This is a genomic window from Moraxella sp. CTOTU47616 (assembly GCF_032017465.1).
Classification (GTDB): domain Bacteria; phylum Pseudomonadota; class Gammaproteobacteria; order Pseudomonadales; family Moraxellaceae; genus Faucicola; species Faucicola tetraodonis.
Genome location: NZ_DALZPU010000001.1, coordinates 307,397 through 329,971, shown reverse-complemented (window position 1 = coordinate 329,971; position 22,575 = coordinate 307,397). Strand labels below are relative to the sequence as shown.

At 42.7% G+C, this 22,575-nt stretch carries 19 protein-coding genes and 1 other RNA gene; 9 read left to right on the top strand and 11 right to left on the bottom strand.

Annotated elements, in window-relative coordinates; all coding sequences use genetic code 11:
* Window positions 1-274: 274 nt before the first annotated feature.
* Window positions 275-635, bottom strand: a transfer-messenger RNA (tmRNA) gene (gene ssrA, locus RTS10_RS01390).
* A gap of 238 nt (window positions 636-873) precedes the next feature.
* On the opposite strand from ssrA, the gene RTS10_RS01385 reads away from it, so the two are divergent.
* Window positions 874-1,689: a hypothetical protein gene (locus RTS10_RS01385; protein WP_312538857.1), complete on the top strand. Its 816-nt coding sequence runs from the start codon at window positions 874-876 to the stop codon at window positions 1,687-1,689.
* A gap of 47 nt (window positions 1,690-1,736) precedes the next feature.
* Here the strand turns inward: RTS10_RS01385 and RTS10_RS01380 are convergent, their stop codons facing one another.
* The 3 genes from RTS10_RS01380 to ilvA form a co-directional block, all read right to left on the bottom strand.
* Complete coding sequence (locus tag RTS10_RS01380) at window positions 1,737-2,486, bottom strand: YebC/PmpR family DNA-binding transcriptional regulator (RefSeq protein ID WP_007116874.1); 750 nt, start codon at window positions 2,484-2,486, stop codon at window positions 1,737-1,739.
* Between the two features lie 151 nt (window positions 2,487-2,637).
* Window positions 2,638-3,981, bottom strand: a complete 1,344-nt coding sequence (locus RTS10_RS01375) for an ABC1 kinase family protein (RefSeq protein ID WP_312538856.1) — start codon at window positions 3,979-3,981, stop codon at window positions 2,638-2,640.
* Between the two features lie 212 nt (window positions 3,982-4,193).
* Complete coding sequence (ilvA, locus tag RTS10_RS01370; RefSeq protein ID WP_312538855.1) at window positions 4,194-5,744, bottom strand: threonine ammonia-lyase, biosynthetic; 1,551 nt, start codon at window positions 5,742-5,744, stop codon at window positions 4,194-4,196.
* A gap of 224 nt (window positions 5,745-5,968) precedes the next feature.
* Between ilvA and rpiA the strand changes: the two genes are divergently transcribed.
* Complete coding sequence (gene rpiA, locus RTS10_RS01365) at window positions 5,969-6,658, top strand: ribose-5-phosphate isomerase RpiA (protein ID WP_312538854.1); 690 nt, start codon at window positions 5,969-5,971, stop codon at window positions 6,656-6,658.
* Window positions 6,659-6,790: 132 nt separating this feature from the next.
* Here the strand turns inward: rpiA and phbB are convergent, their stop codons facing one another.
* Window positions 6,791-7,564, bottom strand: coding sequence for an acetoacetyl-CoA reductase (phbB, locus tag RTS10_RS01360; RefSeq protein WP_312538853.1), 774 nt, complete (start codon window positions 7,562-7,564; stop codon window positions 6,791-6,793).
* 595 nt (window positions 7,565-8,159) lie between these two features.
* Between phbB and glnE the strand changes: the two genes are divergently transcribed.
* The 6 genes from glnE to RTS10_RS01330 all read left to right on the top strand — a co-directional run bounded on the left by glnE (window position 8,160) and on the right by RTS10_RS01330 (window position 15,340).
* Window positions 8,160-10,982, top strand: a complete 2,823-nt coding sequence (gene glnE / locus RTS10_RS01355; RefSeq protein WP_312538852.1) for a bifunctional [glutamate--ammonia ligase]-adenylyl-L-tyrosine phosphorylase/[glutamate--ammonia-ligase] adenylyltransferase — start codon at window positions 8,160-8,162, stop codon at window positions 10,980-10,982.
* 86 nt (window positions 10,983-11,068) lie between these two features.
* Window positions 11,069-12,013, top strand: coding sequence for a branched-chain amino acid transaminase (locus tag RTS10_RS01350; protein ID WP_007116868.1), 945 nt, complete (start codon window positions 11,069-11,071; stop codon window positions 12,011-12,013).
* Window positions 12,014-12,125: 112 nt separating this feature from the next.
* Entirely contained in the window at window positions 12,126-12,953 is an 828-nt protein-coding gene (locus RTS10_RS01345) for a glycosyl transferase (protein WP_312383316.1), read from the top strand.
* A gap of 10 nt (window positions 12,954-12,963) precedes the next feature.
* Complete coding sequence (locus tag RTS10_RS01340) at window positions 12,964-13,836, top strand: glycosyl transferase (RefSeq protein ID WP_203171746.1); 873 nt, start codon at window positions 12,964-12,966, stop codon at window positions 13,834-13,836.
* Window positions 13,837-13,863: 27 nt separating this feature from the next.
* A complete protein-coding gene (locus RTS10_RS01335; protein WP_219331118.1) occupies window positions 13,864-14,619 on the top strand; it encodes a hypothetical protein in 756 nt (251 codons plus the stop codon).
* Window positions 14,620-14,638: 19 nt separating this feature from the next.
* The gene (locus RTS10_RS01330) at window positions 14,639-15,340 is read left to right on the top strand and encodes a glycosyltransferase family 25 protein (protein WP_312538848.1); all 702 of its coding nucleotides are present in this window, start codon (window positions 14,639-14,641) and stop codon (window positions 15,338-15,340) included.
* A gap of 67 nt (window positions 15,341-15,407) precedes the next feature.
* Here RTS10_RS01330 and RTS10_RS01325 read toward each other — a convergent pair whose 3' ends face one another.
* The 6 genes from RTS10_RS01325 to aspS are packed head-to-tail and all read right to left on the bottom strand — an operon-like array spanning window position 15,408 to window position 21,324.
* Complete coding sequence (locus RTS10_RS01325; protein WP_312538847.1) at window positions 15,408-16,097, bottom strand: DUF273 domain-containing protein; 690 nt, start codon at window positions 16,095-16,097, stop codon at window positions 15,408-15,410.
* Window positions 16,098-16,118: 21 nt separating this feature from the next.
* Window positions 16,119-16,958, bottom strand: a complete 840-nt coding sequence (locus RTS10_RS01320; protein WP_312538846.1) for a hypothetical protein — start codon at window positions 16,956-16,958, stop codon at window positions 16,119-16,121.
* Entirely contained in the window at window positions 16,948-17,739 is a 792-nt protein-coding gene (locus tag RTS10_RS01315) for a hypothetical protein (protein WP_312538845.1), read from the bottom strand. Before RTS10_RS01315 ends, RTS10_RS01320 begins: the two co-directional genes overlap by 11 nt.
* On the bottom strand, window positions 17,736-18,518 hold the full coding sequence (locus RTS10_RS01310; RefSeq protein WP_409455421.1) for a glycosyltransferase: 783 nt from the start codon (window positions 18,516-18,518) through the stop codon (window positions 17,736-17,738). The genes RTS10_RS01315 and RTS10_RS01310 overlap by 4 nt, the downstream gene beginning before the upstream one ends.
* A gap of 18 nt (window positions 18,519-18,536) precedes the next feature.
* Window positions 18,537-19,481 carry a lysophospholipid acyltransferase family protein gene (locus RTS10_RS01305; protein WP_312538844.1) on the bottom strand — a complete coding sequence of 315 codons (945 nt, stop codon included), beginning with the start codon at window positions 19,479-19,481 and terminating at the stop codon, window positions 18,537-18,539.
* A gap of 22 nt (window positions 19,482-19,503) precedes the next feature.
* Window positions 19,504-21,324, bottom strand: a complete 1,821-nt coding sequence (gene aspS / locus RTS10_RS01300) for an aspartate--tRNA ligase (protein WP_312538843.1) — start codon at window positions 21,322-21,324, stop codon at window positions 19,504-19,506.
* 251 nt (window positions 21,325-21,575) lie between these two features.
* On the opposite strand from aspS, the gene sohB reads away from it, so the two are divergent.
* Window positions 21,576-22,571 (top strand): protease SohB, encoded by a 996-nt coding sequence (sohB, locus tag RTS10_RS01295; protein ID WP_312538841.1) that lies wholly within the window; start codon window positions 21,576-21,578, stop codon window positions 22,569-22,571.
* Window positions 22,572-22,575: the final 4 nt, after the last annotated feature.

The following is a 22,575-nucleotide window of genomic DNA, read 5'->3' as shown; positions in this document are numbered from 1 at the left end:
TCCCGTGATTTACATAGTAAAAACAAAGTAATATTGTTTAATATCACTTAAGCGGTGTGTATTCTAATTACAAAGTTATGTTATTACAAAGACTTTATTGTAAACAAAATCTTTAATATGGGATGTATTTTGCTAAACATATAAATTATGTAACTATATCAGCTAGTTTTTCTAACCTGTTGATTTTATGTAAAAATGCTATCTTGGATAGCTTATTAGCCATAAAAAATGCAAAAAAAGAGAATACAGTAATCTGCATTCTCTTTTTTATATATGGTGGAGATGGCGGGAGTTGAACCCGCGTCCGCCAGCACTACGCCCATGACTCTACATGTTTAGATTCTGTCTATGGCTTTAATGGTTGGCGAACCGACAGTCAGGATGCCAACCACGAGCCTCTTAAGTTTTGCTCAAATTGGCGAGACAACAATTTAAGCTATCCATCGTGCGTTCGCTTCAAGGAGAGCAACCAGACCAATGGCAATCTGTGCCGTCCCAAGCAGCCCTTAGGCTGCTAGAGCGTAAGTTTCGTCGTTTGCGACTAGTTTAAAATGTATATTTTATTTACGAGTGGACATACTCACTCGACATGCATCATTGAGTTTCATTACCAGCGTCGAAGCCAGAACATCCCCAAATGAACTGTGAATTATATAGGGTTAGTAGCTTAAAATACAAGGCTAAACGTCATAATAGTTAGATAAATTACTAAAAACACACATAGCAACTTAATATCGTCCGGATTATTGTCATGCATTTGACGTATTGAGCTGATAAGCTAAAGTGTTGAAGTAAGTAAAATTTTTTTGGTATATTTTAATCCATGAAACATTAGGCTGAGTCAATTGAATAAGCTAATCGGGTAATTAATGAATGGCAGGTAGCAAAAAAAATTCGCCAAGCATCAGACGGATGTCGCAAAATCAGCTCAAACGCCAGCGTGAATGGGTGTATTTGGCACATTTTTTAGCCATGCTGCATTTACATCCTGCCAAGACCATCTCAGGTACGGATGACGGTAATGAGCCTGATTTTACCTGTATTTTTTATTGTGACAAAGGTGAATATACCATTGGCATCGAATTGACCACTTTGCCAAGACTACGCGATAGACTCGGTAATGACAATTTAATGTTAAAACGTTGGTACTGGCAGTCGCTATTACAACTGTCCACCAAATTTACCCCGACGCAGTTTAATGGTGCGGGCGAGATAGTAGGTATCAAAGCCAATTGGGCCAATTGGGCCAATTGGGCTAATTGGGTCAATTGGCAAAAGATTGATAATCGTAATATTTCAAATATATCGCAGCAATTCATCGAGCCATCGAATGATTTGCCACATCCTACGCTCAGTAGTAAATTACAAAACGGTATTGCCAAAACCATGCGTTGGTTACCCAGTGCGTTTTTTACGGATATGGCAGATGAAAACGAAGATTTACCGATTGATTCCTACATCAATCAAAGTGATATTGATGCGGTGATGAGCAAAAAAGCGCATAAAGTTTCTGCCTATGGCAAAAAAAGGGCGTTGGATGAAGTGTGGTTATTGATTCATACCAATGAACAGCAAGAAAAGGGCTTATTAACTTTTGACACAAGTGAAGTATTGCATCACGGTAGTGAGTTTAATCGCGTGTTTTTAACCTTATATCCCACCACAACACTATTACAAATTGCTAAATAAAAAAGGCTGAATCTACATTTAGCCTTTTTTATGCTGAAAAATTTCATTTAATCATCGAGTTGTTCCATGACATCATCAGTAAAGTTGACGTTGGTATAGACTTCTTGTACATCGTCCAAATCTTCTAGCATATCAATCATTTTCATGATTTTTTTAGCGTCTTCGACATCAGTAACATCCGCCATGGTTGAAGGGGACATAGTCACTTCTGCATTGTCGGATTTTAAACCGGCTTTTTCTAAGGCATCCATCACGTCACCGAAGTTCTCTGGCTCAGTGACCACTGTGATACTATCACCGTTATTTTCAATATCGGTTGCCCCGGCTTCAAGCGCGACTTCCATGATGGTATCTTCTAGCGACACATCGTCAAAGGTAATTTCACCGCGTTTGCTAAACATATAGGCCACTGAGCCTGATGTACCCAAGTTGCCACCATTTTTGCTAAAAGCATGACGCACTTCGCCAACGGTACGGTTGAGGTTATCCGTCATGGTCTCGACAATCACCGCAACACCGCCCAAGCCATAGCCTTCATAGGTGATTTCTTGCATGTTGTCATTATCACCGCCGCCTGCACCACGTTCAATCGCCCGTTTTACAGTATCTTTGGTCATATTAACTGAGTTGGCTTTTTCCACCGCCGCACGCAAACGCGGGTTACTCGCTGGGTCTGGGTCGCCTTGTTTGGCAGCGGAGACCAGCTCACGAATGATTTTGGTAAAGATTTTACCTTTTGCCGCATCTTGTTTGGCTTTACGGTGTTTGATGTTTGCCCACTTGGAATGTCCGGCCATGAGTGTATCCTTTATCTAACTTAACCTATATAACTTGGTAATCTGATTTTCAAAATTTTGCGTGCGCTATTATAAACGAGCAACCCGGATTTTTGATAGGGGGTTGCGCCTATGTCATCGCAGGAAATGTTATTGAAAGTGAAAATCAAACCTAAGGGCGAGGCAAGTCGTCAGGTCGTGGCAATGTCGGCAAATCAATATAGGGGTGTATCAACTCACTTAAATCAATTTTTACCTTTAAATTGACCAAGTTCCAATACTGTCCAGAAATGGTTCGATCAAGCATCATGGTCAGTGGGGCAGGTTGAAAGCTTTGCCAGTATTTAAGCGACTCTTTCGCTTTGGCAATCGCTTGAAAATGGGTTTGGCTGGTGGCAAAGTCATAAGGCGCGTGTTTGGATAAATCAAACAACTGGGTAAAACCATACGGGGTCAAACCAATCTGCAACCAATCGTTATAAAAGTCTGTGGGCAGTGGTTCATCATTGTCTTTTTTGATGCCAATGCTGACCAAATCTTGCTCAAGCGCTGTCACATCACCGCTCAGGCAATGAATGGCAAAGCGTTTGAATAACGCAACTTCGTCATGGCTGTAAGATTTGATACCACCAAAATCGTAGGCAATGACCGAGCCATCAGGGCGAAACGCAAAGTTACCGGGATGGGGGTCACAATGCAGACGATACAGTTTGAACAATTGACCGGCACTAAAGTCAAATAAGCGAGTGGCGATTTTTTGCTTGATGTCATTGTCCCAAGTGGCAGCCACTTCGAGCTTTTCACCCAGTTCTTGTGATAAAGTTAAAATCCGTTTGGTCGAATGGCTATGAAAAACTTTGGGGATAATCAGCCCATCATCATCACTGTGGAAACTGCCAAAAATTGCCAAATTATGGGCTTCTTTGCTGTAGTCAAGCTCGTCATACAGGCTATCACGGATTTCTGCAAAAATTTTATCTTGCAAGGTTTTATCCATATTAAGCACGCCCGTTATCTTAAGCGCCAAGCGAACGTGTTTTAAGTCACTATCGATACTGGTATCAACATCGGGGTATTGCACTTTGACTACGACCGCTTCACCGGTTGGCAACACCGCTTTATGGACTTGACCGATAGAGGCTGCCGCAAAAGGTGATTGCTCAAACTGGGCAAACAACGCCTCAATCGGTTGCCCCAATTCTTTTTCCACCTGCTGTTTGATGACGGCAAACGGCATGGGCGGCGCGTCTTTTTGTAATTTCTCCAGCGCTTTTGAGACTTCAGGCGGAAACACATCTTTATACTGCGAGGCAATTTGACCGACTTTCATCACCGCGCCTTTCATCTCGCCCAAGGTGTCGGCGATTTGCAGCCCTACGGTTTGCAGCATTTCGCTACGGGCTGTGAGTTTATCTTCTTCAGAGCCTGCAAAAGACTTAATAGAATTTTTAGCTGCTTTCCCTGCGATACTGGCAGTCATACCGGCAAGTTTTAAAAAACGTTTTTTTGATGACATAGTGGTTGTCTTATAGCAGAATTTTTTAATTAATTTATCAGTGAAACTATCAGGTAGATTATCAAGTTTTAAGTATTGAGATTAGCAGAAAATGGCTATTTTTGCTATGTACCCTGCTGAAATTTAGCGAATTTTGTGCATAGCTAGGCATAAAAAAATTGGCACAAAAAAAGGCGCCACGATGACACCTTTTTTATCCAAACCGTTAAAAATTATTGTAAAAATAAGCGATAGCCTAAGTTATCGGTGAGGTTTTCGCACTCATAGCCAATGTCTTGCAGTTTGGCAAGTAATTGATCAGCGGTTTGCTCACCCATTTGAATGCCCGCCAAGATACGCCCTTCAGCCGCCCCATGATTGCGATAGTGGAATAAAGAAATATTAAACTGTGAGCCCAATTTTTCAAGGAAGTTGAGCAGCGCGCCAGGACGCTCGGGAAATTCGATGCGAAATAATTGCTCGTCTTTTAATCCCGCGTGTCCGCCGATTAAATAGCGAATATGGGTCTTGGCGACTTCATCATCGGTCAAGTCAATCGCGGCATCATCGGCTTCATTGAGTAACTGGTGGATTGCTTTGCGCTCTTTTTCCCCTTCTTTGAGGGCGATACCGACAAAAATATTGGCAGTGTGATGGGCGTAGTTGGGGTTGGTGTTGATACGGTAGTTAAATTCGGTGATGTTGCGACCTTTGAGTGAGCGGCAAAAATCCAAGAAGGCGCCTGTGCGCTCAGGAATGGTCACCCCAAAAATCGCTTCTTTTTTCTCACCAATTTCGGTACGTTCAGCGATATAGCGTAACCGGTCAAAATTCATGTTGGCACCACATAAAATCGCCACACAGTTTTTGCCCTGTAGGTTATGATCTTCGATGTATTTTTTCATACCCGCGACCGCAAGCGCGCCTGCAGGCTCGACGATGGTGCGGGTTTCATCATACACGTCTTTAATCGCCGCACACACTTCATCATTGCTACAAGTGACCACATCAGGCTCGACCACGGGACCTGAGTTATCGCTTTTTGGCATACGGCAGACGTCAAACGGTATTTCACCCAGCTGGGCGACTGCCACCCCATCGACGAACAACCCCACTTGGGGTAAGCGCTTGCGTTCATTGGTGGCTAAGGCGATTTTGAGACAGGCTGCTTCTTCTGGCTCGACCGCCACGACTTTAACATGTGGTGCGACTTCCCCCAAAAACGCCGCGACACCTGAAATTAAGCCACCGCCACCAACCGCAACAAACACATATTCCATTTTACGCCATTGTTGCACTAGTTCCATGGCAATGGTACCTTGACCTGCGATGACCAGTTCATCGTCATACGGCGGGATAAAGGTCAAGCCATCGGTTTGGGCGCGTTCAATCGCATAGCGGTTAGATTCATCAAAACTATCGCCATATAGCACCACATTACCGCCTAAGGACTTGACCGCACTGACTTTGATATCGGGGGTGGTGGTCGGCATCACGATAATGTTATTGAGTCCCAAGCGGCTAGCAGAGAAGGCGACGCCTTGCGCGTGGTTGCCGGCAGAGGCACAAATCACGCCTTTGGCTTTGTCTGCTTCGCTTAACTGGCTAATTCGATTGTAGGCACCCCGCAGCTTAAAAGAAAACACTGGCTGAAAATCTTCACGTTTAAAACGAATATCGTTGTTAAACCGTTCACTGAGTTTTTTGGCGGGTTCAAGCGGCGTTTGAATAGCAGCATCATACACGGTCGCTTGAAGGATAAGGCGTACCCAATCTGATAACATAATAATGACCTAAGTTTGAAAAATACGTTTGAAGATTTATTTTTACCCTCTGTGTGGTTTTATAACCAAAACAAAGCAAATCGTTAGAGAAGTAAAAAATAAGTGATTAGATTAGGACTTTAGGGTTTAGCTTGCAAGTGCTTTTACGGTAAAATAAGTTGGGTAATTGATAGCATTAAGTTTTCTATCTGTTTTTTTGATAAATTCCTAACAAGGCTGGGTCTATGAGTACGATGAATGCAAGCACGCAACAACAACAAAAACAAGCCGTGGCAGCAGACGCGTTAAAATATATCGAATCAGGCATGATTTTGGGCGTGGGGACGGGTAGTACCGTCAACTGCCTCATTGAATTATTGCCAAAAGTTAACCTAAAGGGCGCTGTGGCAAGCTCAAAGGTCACCGAAGATAAGCTTAAAGCCCTCGGTATTGAGGTGATGGATTTAAACTTCACGGGTGAGTTAGATTTGTATATTGATGGTGCCGATGAAGTAAACGAGCACTTACAGCTAGTCAAAGGCGGTGGCGGCGCTTTAACCCGTGAAAAAATTGTTGCCGCTGCTTCTAAGCAGTTTATTTGCATGGTTGATGAAAGCAAATGGGTGCAGCAATTAGGCGTTGGCTTTCCACTACCGATTGAAGTATTGCCGCAAGCGCGCTCATATGTAGCGCGCGAGTTAGTACAGCTTGGCGGTGAGCCAGTCTACCGTGAAGGATTTGTCACCGATTATGGCAATTTGATTTTGGATGTTTATGGCTTAGATATCGGCTTGGACATTGAGAAGGTAGCAGCGTTTGAAGCAAAGTTAAACAATATCGTTGGGGTGGTGTGTAATGGGTTATTTAGCGCACAGCGCGCTGATATCTTGCTGATGGCAACGGCAGATGGCGTAAAAAAATTGACAGCCAACTAAGTTACTAGCAAGTTAATGGTTATCAGTAATGTTGTCACACAACAAAAAAGACCAAGTCACGATGACTGGTCTTTTTTAGTTCATAACCGATTTAGTTTATAACTGATAATGGCAAGCTTGATGGCAAGCTCATTAGTGCATGTATTGACCGCCATTTACGTTGATGGTCTCACCTGTGATATAAGCAGCGCCATCGCTGACCAAATACACCACGGCAGCGGCAATCTCTTCCGGTTGGGCGATACGACCCATTGGGATGCCTGCTTTGATGCTTTCCATCACTTTTTCCGGCACCGCCATCACCATTTTAGTACCCGTATAACCCGGTGCAACCACGTTAACGGTCACCCCAGATTTAGCGCCTTCTTGTGCCAACGCTTTACTAAAGCCGATGATACCCGCCTTGGTGGCTGAGTAGTTGGTTTGACCAAACTGACCTTTTAAGCCATTAATTGAGCTGATACTCACAATACGCCCAGATTTTTGCTCAAGCATTTTATTAAAAACCGGTTGGGTGACCGTGAATAGTGATTTTAAGTTGGTATCAATCACCTCTGACCATTGCTCATAAGTCATTTTTTTGAAAGTCGTATCACGGGTGATACCTGCATTATTTACCAACACATCAATGTGACCTGCTTTCTCAATTGCATCAAGAATGGCTTTGGTGGCGGCTTCATGGTCAGTGAGATTGGTTTCAACAAAGGTGAAATCGCTGGCATTCATGCCTTCTTCTGTTAACCAAGCTTCGCCGCGGTTGACAGTGCTATCCGCTTTATGGGTGTAGGTTGCAATGATGTGATAGCCAGCTTGGATTAGCGCATGACAAATAGCCGTGCCAATACCACCTAGCGCACCTGTTACGAGGGCAATTTTTTTATTTGCAGTTGGGTTGTCCGTTGTCATCACAGTACGCTCCTTGTTGGTTGTGATTGTTTGTTGTACTAAAAAATTCAATGATTTAAATAGTTTATAATATAAATGTGCTGGTTTTTTTACAATTGAACATGCGGCTAAAATATCACTCACACGCGATTGATATCAGGGTCAAAAAAAACTATAGACCGAATATTCACATAAAGTTATTGACTTTTACTTCCTTGTTTTTTTCATCATATATGAAAATTTGATAACTACCAATATTTTTTACGTTTTTATTCCTATGACAAACATTTTGCTACGCACAAACGAGTATTTATAGGTTTGAGTGCTAAAAAAATTTGCAACAATAGCGGTTTGTGCTAGGCTATAAGGAAAGCTTTAAGCAATGTAAAGTTGAGCAAAATACCCTGTATCAACTGCAGTTAATCAAGCCTAATTGCAAAATCTCCCGCTTGATGGTACAAACTTGGCTTAATTGTACAAACTTGATTGGACGAGATTGATTGTACAAGATTGAGTGTATGAACACGCAAGCGTGAATGCTTAGTACTTATATATACCACGATGAGATGAGTCTGTTTATTTAGTCTGTTTATTTATTTGCCATACGGAAATTAGAATGCCGCAACTCTTACCGACGATAGAACAAATCGCTGTATTACAGCAAGCGAGTAATTTTGGCTATCAGTATTGGCAGACTAAAACAAACGTTGCACAAAGCTTTTTAAAAAGCTATCCGCTTACCCAAACGCTCGATGTCCAACATATCAAAGATTTAATACGCGATTATACGCTGGATGAAGATTACCAATTGGCGGATGAAGCAAGCGTGATGCGGGGGCTGCGTCATCTACGCAATTTGTTGATGGTGCGCTGGATTTGGCAAGATGCATTAAATCTGATTAGCCTAGAGCAGCTGACATGGGAGCTATCAAAATTTGCTGATTATTGTCTCATCTTTGCCAAAGACTATGTGTATCAAGATTTAATCAGTCGCTATGGTGAGCCGTATTTTTTTGATGAAAAAAATAAACCACACAAGGATGATTTAGCCATCATCGCCATGGGTAAAATGGGGGCAGAAGAGCTCAACTTATCAAGCGATATCGATTTGATTTTTGTCCATCAGGGGCAAGGTGAGACGGCGGTTGACCCGTTAAAACAACCAGGGTCAAAAGCGGCTAAATCCATCGATAACAAGAAATTTTTTACCAAATGGGGTCAAGGCATCATCAATCTGCTTGATAAAAACACCCAAGATGGTTTTGTATTTCGCATTGATATGCGCCTTCGTCCTTGGGGGGATGGCAGTGATTTGGCAATTCATTTATCGGCACTGGAAAAATATTTTGCCCAACATGGACGGGCGTGGGAGCGATTTGCTTGGCTAAAAGCCAGAATCGTCAACCCTGTCACCTTTAGCGATAGCTTAAAAGCCCTTATCAAGCCGTTTGTATTTCGGTATTATGTCGATTATAGTGCCTTTGCCGCACTACGTGAGATGAAATCACTGATTCAAAACCAAGTCGAACAACGTCAAGATACCGACAATGTCAAGCTTGGGGCGGGTGGTATTCGTGATATTGAGTTTATCGTGCAGTCGTTTCAGTTGATTTATGGCGGGCGTGTCAGTGATATCAAAGTAAAAAACTGTCTACAAGCGATGAGCCAATTAGAAAAACATGGCTTTATCGATGCTGTGACTCATGAGCAATTGGCACAAGCCTATCGTTTTTTACGCAGATTAGAGCATGGTATCCAAGCCATCAATGATGAACAAACCCAGCGACTACCACAAGATGCCATGCAGCGACATCAGCTTGCCCAAGTATTGGGGTTTGCTGATTGGGCGGCTTTGTTAGCCAAACTCAATGAATACCGCCAAATGGTAAAAATACCTTTTGACGAGCTGGTCAGTGATCGCCAACAGTCTGATGAACAACTGCAAGTGGATCATCAGCACAATTTATCTGAGCTTGAGCAAAAATTAAGCGCTGACAATAAAGACAAATTAAACCAGTTTTGGCAAAGTAAGCTCATCGCAGGGCTTAGTGAAGAAGCCAAGACTCGCTTAAATGCTGCCTATCCGATTCTAATCAATGGGTTGTTACATTCTGATTTAAGCGAAGATGCAATCAACGTGGCGTTACCTAGAATGTTGACATTGCTAGAGGCGGTAAGTCGTCGGTCAATTTATTTGGTCATGTTTGCCGAAAACCCAACGGCAGCCGCCAAATTGATTCCCATGCTGGCAGCAAGCCCTTGGATTGCGAGCGAATTGGTCAGTTATCCTGTGCTGCTAGATTCATTTATCCGCGAAAAATACCGTCATTTACCTGATAAGGCAGAACTTAGTGACATCTTGCGTCAGCAGTTGTTACGGGTAGAGCCTAATGATGAAGAAGGGCTACTCAACGCCTTTCGTTTTTTCAAAAAAACCCAAGTATTGGCAGTGGCAGCGAGTGATGTGTTGGCGGATAGACCGTTGATGAAAGTCTCTGATTCACTCACCTTTATCGCTGAAGTGGTGCTCGAAAAAGCGTTACAACGGGTATTTGGTGAATTGGTAAAAAAACATGGCTATCCTGTCAATGCCCAAGGTGAGCCTGTGAGTGAAGCGCATAATGGCTTTGCGATTATCGGTTATGGTAAGCTTGGCGGGCTTGAGATGAGTTATAGCTCAGATCTTGATCTTGTGTTTATTCATGACATTGATGAAGAAGCGATGACGCTCGGTGAAAAACCCATCAGCGGTATGAAGTTTGCCGCACGCCTTGCCCAAAAACTGATGAATTATTTGACCACCCAAACGCGCGATGGCCGTGTCTATGAGATTGATATGCGCCTGCGTCCTTCGGGTCAAGCAGGTATGATGGTGGTATCTACCCATGCGTTTGAACTTTATCAAATGCACAAAGCTTGGGCGTGGGAACACCAAGCGTTGGTTCGCGCACGTGCCATTTGCGGGGATAACCGCGTGATGACGCGATTTGACCAAATTCGTAAAGAAGTATTGTGTCTGCCGCGTGATAAAGACAGTGTTCGTATCGAAGTATCCACCATGCGGCATAAGATGCAAGACCATTTGGGCAGCAAACCGCATACCAAGCAGCAAGGGTTATTTCATCTGAAACAAGATGCAGGCGGATTGGTTGATATTGAGTTTATTGCCCAGTTTGCTGTCTTGGCGTATGCCAATAGTTATCCTGCGTTGGCAGTTTGGAGTGACAATGTGCGTATCTTTGAAGCGCTTGCCAAAACAGGCATTATCGAAACTGAAATATGCCAACAGCTAACGCACGCTTATCTTCGCATCCGCAGTATGACGCATCGCTTGGCTTTGGCAGAGCAGCCGATACTGGTAGATGAAGCCCAGTGGCATGAACTACGTAATTTTGTTGATGCGCAATGGCATCGTTTAATCGGGCAGCGTCCAGAATAGATGTAACATCAATTTTTATTTCAAACATAAAACTTTTTATTTAAACAAAGCACTTTTTATTTCAAACAAAACACTAGGAGTAATCAATGGCAACAATTCCCAGCATGGCAGACCGTGATGGTTTTATCTGGATGGATGGCAACATGGTAGACTGGCGTGATGCCAAAATCCACGTATTAACCCATACACTCCACTACGGGATGGGCGTATTTGAGGGGGTTCGAGCCTACAAAACCCATGATGGACGCACGGCGATTTTTCGTCTAGAAGATCATACCCAGCGCCTGCTAAATTCAGCTAAAATTTTCCAGCTTGCTGTACCCTATTCGTATGAAGAAGTATTACAAGCACAAAAAGCCGTGGTACGTGAAAATAACCTTGAATCGGCATACCTTCGCCCATTGATTTGGGTCGGTTCTGAAAAATTGGGTATCGCTGCCAAAGATAATAGCATTCACACCATCGTTGCCGCTTGGGTTTGGGGCGCTTATCTGGGTGAAGAAGGCATGGCAAAAGGCATCCGGGTAAAAACCTCAAGTTTTACTCATCACCACCCAAACGTCACCATGTGTAAAGCCAAAGCCGTCAGCAACTACCCAGTATCTATCATGTCAAATCAAGAAGTTACCCGTCATGGCTATGATGAAGCGGTATTGATGGATACCCAAGGCTATGTTTGCCAAGGCTCAGGGGAAAACTTATTTTTGGTCAAAGACGGTGAGCTGCATACCCCAGATTTGTCAGGTGGGGCATTGGACGGCATTACCCGTCGCACGGTGATACAGTTTGCACAGGACTTGGGCATCAAAGTGCATGAGCGTAGAATTACCCGTGATGAATTTTATATTGCGGATGAAATCTTTATGACAGGTACTGCTGCCGAGATTACCCCAATTCGTGAATATGATGACCACGTCATTGGCTGCGGCGCGCGTGGTGAAATCACCGAAAAACTGCAAAGTCTATTTTTTGACGTGGTGCAAGGCAAAAATGATAAATACGCGCACTGGCTCAGCTACGTGGATGAATAATCGGTAAAATTGTAGACAAGTGAAAATAAGTAGATAAGTGAAAATAAAAGGATAGTTATGTTAAAATGACTATCCTTATTTTTTGAAAAATTATCGGTACTTTGGAAGTGACATGACAGCATCGAGTGCAACCACCCCGCTTAAGCAAATTATTTGTATCAAATGGGGCACCAAATATGGCGCAGATTACGTTAATAAACTCTATGGGATGGTAAGCCGTAATATCACCCCGCCGTTTCGTTTTGTCTGCTTTACCGACAATACCGATGGCATCCGTCCTGAAGTAGAATGTCAGGATTTGCCGCCCAGCGATATTGTGATGCCTACCAATACCCTTGGTAAATGGCCTAAGTCACGGCTTTGGAATGCAAAGCTTGGCAATGTCACAGGAACAGTATTATTTTTAGATCTTGATGTAGTCGTAGTGGGTAGCCTTGATGACTTTTTTAGTTTTGGTGATGACGATCAGACGGTGTTGTCTTATAACCCAAGTAACCCCTTAGAGAAGCTAGGTCAAACCTCGTGTTTTCGCTTTAAAGTCGGTAGTTTGGTTAGTTTGCTAGAAAAATTCCGTGCCGATCCACAAGGCGTGGCGGATAAATATCGCTTTGAGCAGCGTTTTGTCACTCGCAATGCCCCAGGTGGTGTTAAGCTTTTTCCCAAAGAGTGGGTGGTGCATTTTCGCCGCAAATGCCGCCAGCCATTTCCGCTAAATTATTTTATCCCGCCAAAACTGCCCCATGATGCACGCATTATTATTTTCCCTGGAGATTTGTATCCGCAAAATGCGATTGCAGGACAATACAACAAAAACTCTGCCGATAATGCCAAAGACCATTTGGCGCAATTATTCACCGCTGAAAAAATCAAAAAACCGATTTCGCATTTACGCCATTTTATTTTGCCGACTGATTGGGTGGCAACGCATTGGCGAGAATAGAGGATAAACTATGGCGAACTTAGACCAACCTATCAAAATTTTTATCGGCTGTGACCCTAATAACAGCGACCTTGAGCAGATGATGGTGCTAGATTATAGCTTGCACAAACATACCAGCGAGCCTGTCGAGATTATCTGGATGCAGTTAAGCCGTGACCCAAGCAGCGTATGGTATTCCAACCCGCAAACAGGCGAAGGCTGGCATACCGAAAAATGGGCGACCCCGTTTTCGGGCTTTCGTTGGGCAATCCCCGAATATTGTGGCTTTAGCGGACGGGCGATTTATATGGATGCCGATATGGTGATGTTGGACGATATCGCTAAATTGTGGCAGCACCCGATATCCGATGAGGCGATTCTTGCGGCTAAAGGCGATGGCGATTTGATGCGACTGTGCACCTGCGTATGGGATTGCCAAAAAGCCAAGGATTATCTTGAGCCTATAGTCCAGCTACAAGCCGATCCTGAGAGCCATAGCAAAATGATGGCAAAATTTAAAGCCAATCCGCAACTCATACAACTCTACCAAGACAGCTTTAATTGTGTGGATGGCGAAGATTTAGCGATTGAGGATATTCGGATTTTGCATTATTCGGACATGGGAACACAGTTTAGCCATAAATATTCCTTACCGCGCTTACAAGCCGAGGGCAAAACGCATTGGTTTGATGGGCAGATTTTGCCGCACCCTCGTCAAGATTTGGTTGAGCTTTTCGATACCTATTATCAAGAGGCAATACAAGCGGGCTATAGTATTGAAAACTATCGCACTACGCCGTTTGGCGAGTTTCCGAAAAAAAAGCATAAACGCTATAAGGGCAATGTCATTACTCGTACACCAAAGGTCTCAAGTTGGTTACAATCAATTTTTCAAAAATCTTAATTCTATATTTGGGTAAATAAGAGCGATATGACAATTTTAAGTTTAGCAGATGTAGAGCTTCACTCTTTTCATTGGGATAACTTTAACCCAGACATTCTCGCCAGTCACAAAAAGCTCATGGCATTTTATGGATTAAATGTACAGTACACTCAAGAAAATATTCCCCATGGTGAATGGCTTACCCGAGTGGTTAGTCAATCGACGAAAAAAGTTATCGGTATTATTGAGCCTGATGTGATACCCTTAACACCTGATATAGTGTTACAAACTGCACAATATGTCTATGAGTATGATACCTTTGTGGGTTGTGCGCAAGTGTCGAACCACAAGCACCCAGCCAGCCACATATTTGCTTCACCCGCGTTCTTTTTTATCACGCCTCCCTGCTATGCGAAGCTTGGAAAACCGTCATTTATGCCGACCCATCGAGCTGATGTGGCAGAAGAACTATCTTATAAAGCAGAAGAAATTGGCATTCGCTATCGTACATTATACCCTACTTATTATGAAGCCTCACCCCCAAATGGCGTGTGGTTACTAGGTTCATATGGCTATTATGGGATTGGCACGGTATTTCATGACAGCGTGTATCATTTATTTCAAAGTCGAAATGCCAAAAATGTTGAATTATTTGTTAAACGGGTAGATGAAGTGATAAATCAAACTTTTAGTACCACAAATTTTCATTGTTCAACTAGCTTTAATACTCCTGAGAAAATGGTAAAACCACCCAAAAAACGAGTATGGTATAAAAACTTTATCAGTAAGCTTAAAGGTAAATAGCTTGTCGGAAACGTAACTTATGCTAAAAAACTACGTCATTAATGTCGCCACCAACACTGAACGTCAAGCCCATATTCAGCAAGAGTTTGGCAAGAAAAACATACCTTTTACATTTTTTAAAGCAGTTACCCCGATTGATACGGACAGCGTTTATCAACAGTTAGGGTTGATAGCAGACACATCGCATTGTACCGCAGGTGAGATGGCGTGCTTATTAAGTCATGTCAGCTTATGGCAACGTTGTCTTGATGAAAACTTATATTATATAGGAATTTTTGAAGATGATATTATACTAGGTGAAAGTAGCCAAAAACTACTTACTCAAATTGACTGGCTAAAAAATCATCAGATGGATTTTGTAAAACTAGAAAAAACTAGTCGCAGAGCATATCTTGCTAAACCAAGTGAGTTTCTATATTCTAATACACATAGGGTGTATGAATTACGCTCTCGTCATATTAATGCCGCAGGATATATATTGTCAAAAGTTGGAGCCACACAATTATTGACATTTGTGCGAGGGTTATCACAGCTAGAAGCGATTGATATTTTATTATTTGATGTCAAAAAATATCCAAAAAACATTATTACCTATCAAATATTACCAGCTATTGTTATTCAAGCCAAAAAAATTGCTACCACTGCTAATCAAGCTTTGATATCTAGTGACTTAAGAAAAGAACGAGGAACTGAAATCAAGAAAGAAAAAACCAGTCTCTAACGTCTTAGTAATGAGATTCAACGTTGGGCAAAACCTTTATATATGACAAATATTACCTTTAGATAGATTACTTTATTGAATAATAGGTAATTAATACCAAAATAATCATTATGATTATACCAATTGCACGGTTTCTTTTACGAATAAGTTGCCGGCGCAGTTTCGGCTGTTCACGGCTGGCTTGGTATTGCTCAATATACACCTCACCGTCATAATCTTTATCAAAAATCTTAATGTAACCCGCATTGAGTGGCTCAACTTTGATTTTGCCTTGAAACTTTGCCATTGCACTGTCAAGACTATCTTGGTCCACTTGCGTGCGTTTGCCGCCAACTTGCTCGGCAATCCATTGCTGAACAAGGGCGTGCGAGGCGTGCGTGTTGTTAAAATACAGCGTACTTGCCAAATAATCATGCGACATATTCGGCAAACCACGAGTGTAATAAAACGCCACATCGATGTCTTTTTCTGCCAACTCGTTAAAATAATTGAGCGGTTTTACCACGCCTGCATCAGCATCCAAATATAAAATGCCGTATTCAGGGAAATATTGCAGACAGCGTAAAATAAAACCGGGCTTTAGTCGTGTATTTGCTTCCCAAAACCCTGCGTCCGCCACTTCCTCAAAATAATAATTGAGATGAAATTTATCCAACGTGCCTCTTAAGCGTAAGGCATGGTCGTGATAGTTGGGGGTAAAAAAACACACTACAATAAATTTATCGGGGCTGTTAAGCTGTTGGTAATTCAATGACATAAAAAAACTCAGAAAATAGTGTTAATCAAAAAAGGGTAAATTTTTAAACAAATCTTTAGAAACTGACGAATGGTTATAAACCATGACGCCCTGCTGCTGATAAACCTTTGCCAATAAATCGAATGATGGCACAATACGGTTACAAATGGCAGGGGTAAGCTTACTGGGGGCAGAATTTTGTACATTTTCATAAAAACGGGGTTCGTGGGCGTTGATTAAATCAATCCCATACAAATGTATCTCGCTAAAGCGCAAATGATACGCCAATTGGGTCGCCACAAATGCCACCGTGCCTGCCTCGACAAAACCGTGACGGATATCCAAACTCACCCCAATCACAGTTTCACCGTGTCGCTCAATCACAAACTGCGGGTGTTTAGCAAAACCCATTAGTGGACGTTTATTATTTTTTCTAAAAAAAATAGCCAAAAAATAATTTGAGGACTGGAGAATCGGGCGTTCCACCGAATAAATCAGGCGTAAATGTTGAACGTATTTTTTAATCAAATTGCGGTCAGTATCTGCCAATTTTTCTAATACTGCTTGGGTTAAATATAGCGGACATTGCCCATGATAACGGTTTTGCAAAATTGCCAAATTATGGCGAATAAAACGGGGGTCGGTTATCACATAGGCAACGGGCTGTTGAAAATCGTATGTCTCCATCAATTCAATGCTGCCATTCACAAAGATACACGGTTGTTGGCTAATTTTATTTAAATTGGCTGAATGAATACTTGAGCCAGAGGCAAGAATATTTACCGATTTTTGTGGCGGTAGGGTGAGGTAAGTATTGTCAAATTCGCTATCGACAATAGCAATATTAATATTATTAGGTAGCTTGAATTGATTATTTGCCACGCGTTGCCCCCACGCACCAATCAGATTCATGATACTGTCGCATCAGAGCAAACGCCGTTTCACCCGCTTGCAAACGGTCAAAAACCGTTAGCAAAAAGTCAGCGGCAAATTTATCGACGTTAGCAAATTTTTCATACCGTTGTCGCATATTGTGCAAGGTGTCGTCCGTACCAAGTCGAAAATGACGCAATCCGTCATATAAGGCTAAATGTTTTTGCTGATAAGCCTGGACTTTATCGGGATTTGGTAAACTATTATCCGTTAGCAAATCCAGTTTTGTTTCATACACTTTTAAGGTATTGATTAAAGTTGGTATATTTAAAAAAATCGCTTGGCGAGTAGGATTGGGGCTAAAATCCACAAAGGTATCCGCTGAAGATACTAACCATCGCAAGGATAAGTTATGCCATAAAAAATCTTGTTCCGACTGCCAAAGCTGTTCAAACGCCTGAAAAACGTTTACGCTATCAAACTTTCGGCGTAACAATACAACCAATACCGCATGGTACAAGCACAGTAAAGGTTGCCCTAAAAATTCATGTTGTAAATTTGTAAAATGACTGTGCAAATCCTTAAACCGTTTCGGCTCACTCGCATTAACCGTAATCTCACTGTCAAAAATCTGCAAATCGGGCGTGATCAGCGTGTCTTTCATGGTCGCCAACGACAAATGCGTGAAATAGGCAAAAATCGGCTCTGCACCTAAGATTTTCTCACTTTTAAATAACAAAGTTGCTTTGCGTTGCCAGCCTGTGGGCTTTTTTATCCGGGAGGCACTCATCGCCAATAATCCCTAATCCAGTTAGTTGGTAATACCTTACGATACCATTTACCGCTTTTACCCATGATGGCATCAGGTGGATTCACTTCCCCATGAAAAATCACCATTTTTGCCCCTTTAGGCAAAATCGGCGGTTTGACAAAACTTAAGGGAAATGGCTGCACACATTGGTATTTAAAGCTCACGCACCAAGACGCATCCCAATATTCAAGGTGATGATGTTCACGCAAATAATTGGATAGATAAGCTTGCTCATGGCGTACTTGGCTACGAATCTTGTCAAAATTTTGCTCAAAATTTGATAACAGATTTGGGTAAGTATGTTGTCCGACTTTAAAGCGATACACCGATGAATTACCCACCATGCGCCACGGTTTTTTCCAATCACGGATAATCACCACACTGTCATCGTGTTGCGCTTGATAAGTAAAAAAGCAATCAATATTATCGACAATCACAATATCAATGTCCAAAAATAACGCCGTGCCTTTTAAATCATATAATTCAGGGCTAAAGGTGGTCAGTTTTTTCCAGCCACGTTCAGGAATATTACTGGGTAAATTGAGCTCAGGAATTGGGTAGCATTTGACGTTGGCATCTATCCCTGTGCTATCATCCGTCAAACATACCATTTGAAACGGTAATGTTAAATGTCTGTTAACCATATTGTACAGGCGATTAACGTACTCAGCACCGTATTTGGTGCCCCATTTCATACAAATAATGTAACGGTTTTCATCGGGCAAAGCAGGCGCTGAAGTATAATTTGGTAAAGTCATAAGTAAATGATTATCATATTAAGTGAATGAATTGATAATATCATGATTGCCAAGTTTTGGATAACGCTGGCGAACCGCTACTGCGATAGATGGCTTGGCATTATAAATAACCGGAAATCCTGGCACACGTTTAAAGCGCTTATAGCCCCACATGTATTGACTGGGGAAACGGCCAATCATCCGCTCGATGGCGTGGTTCATCGCGGTTGTTGCTGTCACCATGTTTTTGTCATACAAAGCGGGGTCAGTTAGCTCATCACAATAAATATCAAAACCTTGTCCATCGTCACGGCGTACACAGGTCAAACCTACCAAGCTACACTTTGTTTTACTGGCTAATTTGCTAGCTAAGGTACTGGTCAATGTCGGAATGCCAAAAAACGGCACCACTTCACCGCCAGATGGGTCAGGGACATGGTCAGGCAATATGATACTAAAACCGCCTGCTTTTAGGGTTTTAAAAATCGCTTTGACCCCAGTGGCATCGGTTGGTACCAAAGTTGCATTTATTCGCTGACGCCCTTGCAGCACAAACTGATTGGCTTGTTCACTTTTCACGGGTTTATACATGATGGTGGGTGCACCAAACTGGTTGAGCCACGCATTCATGATTTCCCATGTTCCCAAATGCGGCACAATTGCAAGCATGCCATTGGGGTTTTGTAAGGCTTGCATCAAAACTTGTTGATGATGCACGGTATGGATTTGTTTAACCGACCACGCAGGTGGCATCGCCCAGCTTTTAGCCGATTCCACCATATTTTTACTTTGATTGGCAATACAGGCTTTGGCAAGCTGGTCACGCTGAGTTTGAGTAAGTTCAGGATAGACAAGTCGTAAGTTAGTATCAACGGTTTTCATGATACTTTTGTCACGACGAAGTGAAATGATAAAGCTTGCGATATGTGCCAACAGATACAGCATCCACATTGGCACATATTTGAGAAGAGTAAAGGCATTCATCTAATTAAAGGGGTGACCTTGATTAAGATTGTGGCGCTTTACTGTCTTTTTCGCGTATACGAATACCCAATTCACGCAGTTGTTTGCCATCCACGGGTGCAGGGGCATCAGTCAGCGGACATTCAGCCGTTTTGGTTTTTGGGAAGGCAATAACGTCTCGAATCGATTGTGAGCCTGTCATTAGCATAATTAACCGGTCAAGACCGAATGCCAAACCACCGTGCGGTGGCGCACCGTATTTTAGCGCGTTAAGTAAGAATGAGAATTTCTCTTCGGCTTCGGCTTCAGAAATACCCAATGCTTCAAATACCGCTTTTTGCATATCCAAAGTATTGATACGCAGTGAACCACCACCGATTTCAGTACCGTTTAATACCATGTCATAAGCGATGGACAGCGCGGTTTCTGGGTTGTTTTTCATCGCTTCAACCGTGCCTTTTGGCTTGGTGAAGGGGTGATGCACCGACGTCCATTTACCCCCCAGCCCATCACCACTGTCGGTTTCTTCAAACATCGGGAAATCCACGACCCAAAGCGGCGCCCACTCACAGGTTAGCATATTTAGGTCTAGACCCAATTTGACACGCAGCGCACCCATGGCATCATTGACGACTTTGGCTTTATCCGCGCCAAAGAAGATGATATCACCGGTTTGCGCCTCAGTACGTTTAATCAGCTCGACCAATACTTCATCGGTCATGTTTTTGATAATCGGTGATTGCAGACCTGATTCTTTATCGACACCGTTGTTGATGTTGCTCACATCGTTGACTTTAATATAAGCCAAACCTTTTGCGCCATAGATGCCGACAAATTTAGTATATTCGTCAATTTGTTTACGGGTAAGGTCGCTACCCTGTGGCACACGAAGCGCCACCACACGACCTTTTGGGTCTTGGGCAGGGGCTGAGAATACTTTAAATTCCACAGACTGCATGATATCAGCCACGTCAATTAACTTCATAGGAATACGCAAGTCTGGTTTGTCAGATGCATAGTCACGCATTGCTTCAGCGTATGTCATACGCGGGAAGGTATCAAATTCAATGTTCATCATGGTTTTGAACAAGTCTTTTGTTAATCCTTCGGCAATGTTCATGATATCTTCATCACTTAAGAATGAGGTTTCGATATCAATTTGGGTAAATTCTGGCTGGCGGTCAGCACGTAAGTCTTCATCACGGAAACATTTAGCAATTTGATAATAACGGTCAAAACCCGCCACCATGAGCAGCTGTTTAAAAAGCTGAGGCGACTGTGGTAGGGCATAAAACTCACCGTTTGACACGCGGCTAGGTACCAAATAATCACGCGCGCCTTCTGGGGTGGCACGGGTCAAGATGGGGGTTTCTACATCTAAGAAACCTTGGTCATCTAGATAACGGCGAATGGTCGAAGTGGCTTTGGCACGAAACTTCATACGCTCTTGCATCTCTGGACGGCGCATGTCTAAAAAGCGATATTTTAGGCGCAGTTCTTCAGAAACATTGGTAAACTCATCATTGAGGGGAAATGGCGGCGTCTCAGAAGTGGCGATTGTTTCGATGTCTTTGGCCAATAACTCCACTTGACCACTGGTCATGTTTTTGTTTTCAGTACCGGCATAACGCTGACGCACACGACCGGTGATTTTGAGCACATATTCAGAACGCGCGCTATCTGCTGTAGCAAATGCTTCTGGGGTATCTGGGTCGATGACCACTTGCAGTAGGCCTTCACGGTCACGCATATCCAAGAAAATAACCCCACCGTGGTCACGGCGACGATGCACCCAACCGCAAATAGTGATGGTTTGGTCGTTTAAGTTTTCGGTGACAAGCCCGCAATAGTGTGTACGCATCATAATGAAGCAATCCCAATATTTTTCGTAATGTACGAAGTAGCAAAAATTTTTATAAACGAATATTATGCCTTGTTTACTTGGATTTCACAATATGAAACACGGTTTATCATGCATCTCTACTAGCCATGCTTGTCACAGGCATTTGGCGAATATTGTGTGGGTAAGCGATTGAAAACAGCAAAATAAACGCTATATAAAACCCATTGTGTGAATTTTTTTGCTTAATTAGAGCCCTTAATTAGAGAATTATTATGCTATTTCAAAATGCCAAACATCCGCTTGAAATGAAAGTCACCCATTTAAATAAAGTCAAAGCCCAGCGCAAACAACAATTACAATTGCAAATGGTGAATGATAAAGGGTTAATATCACTCATCAGCCGCGCATTTACAGACTTGACGAAAAAAGACAATCCCAAAAAAACCTCAAAATTTGGTCTATTCAAAAATAAACCTACCAACAAAAATTGTTTTGTGCTGGATTTTCATGGCGATATAAAAGCCACGGAAGTACAGCAACTACGGGAAGAAATTAGCACGCTATTGACGGTCGCTAAAGCTGAAGATGAAGATGAAGTCATTGTGCGCCTTGAATCTTCAGGTGGCATGGTACACGCATATGGCCTCGCTGCTGCCCAGTTGGCACGTATAAAAGAAGCAGGGCTACACTTAACGGTCTGTATTGATAAAGTCGCCGCCAGTGGTGGCTATATGATGGCGTGTGTGGCTGATAAAATTTTGGCGGCGCCATTTGCGGTGGTGGGCTCGATTGGTGTGGTGGCACAAGTGCCCAATTTTCATGATTTATTAGAAAAACATGACATCGATGTCGAAGTATTTACCGCAGGTAAATACAAACGCACGGTAACCATTTTTGGTGAAAACACCGAAGAAGACAAACAAAAATTCCAACAAGAACTGGAAGAAACGCATAAACTATTTAAAGACTTTGTGCGTAAATACCGTCCAAGTTTGGATGTTGAACAAGTGGCAACCGGTGAGCATTGGTACGGTGAAGATGCGATAACGCGCAATTTGGTCGATGCCCTGCAAACATCGGACAGTTATATCTTAGAGAAGATGACAGATAGCGAATTGTATGCCATTCAGTCTCGCCAAAAACCGACCATCGCGCAGAAGCTTGGCATCTCGCAAGCGGCACAAGCGGTGGTAGCGACAGCAATTGATAAACTACCAGATGCCTTGGCAAAGTTAGAAAGCGCTAAAATGCCGATGGTCAAAAAATAACCGT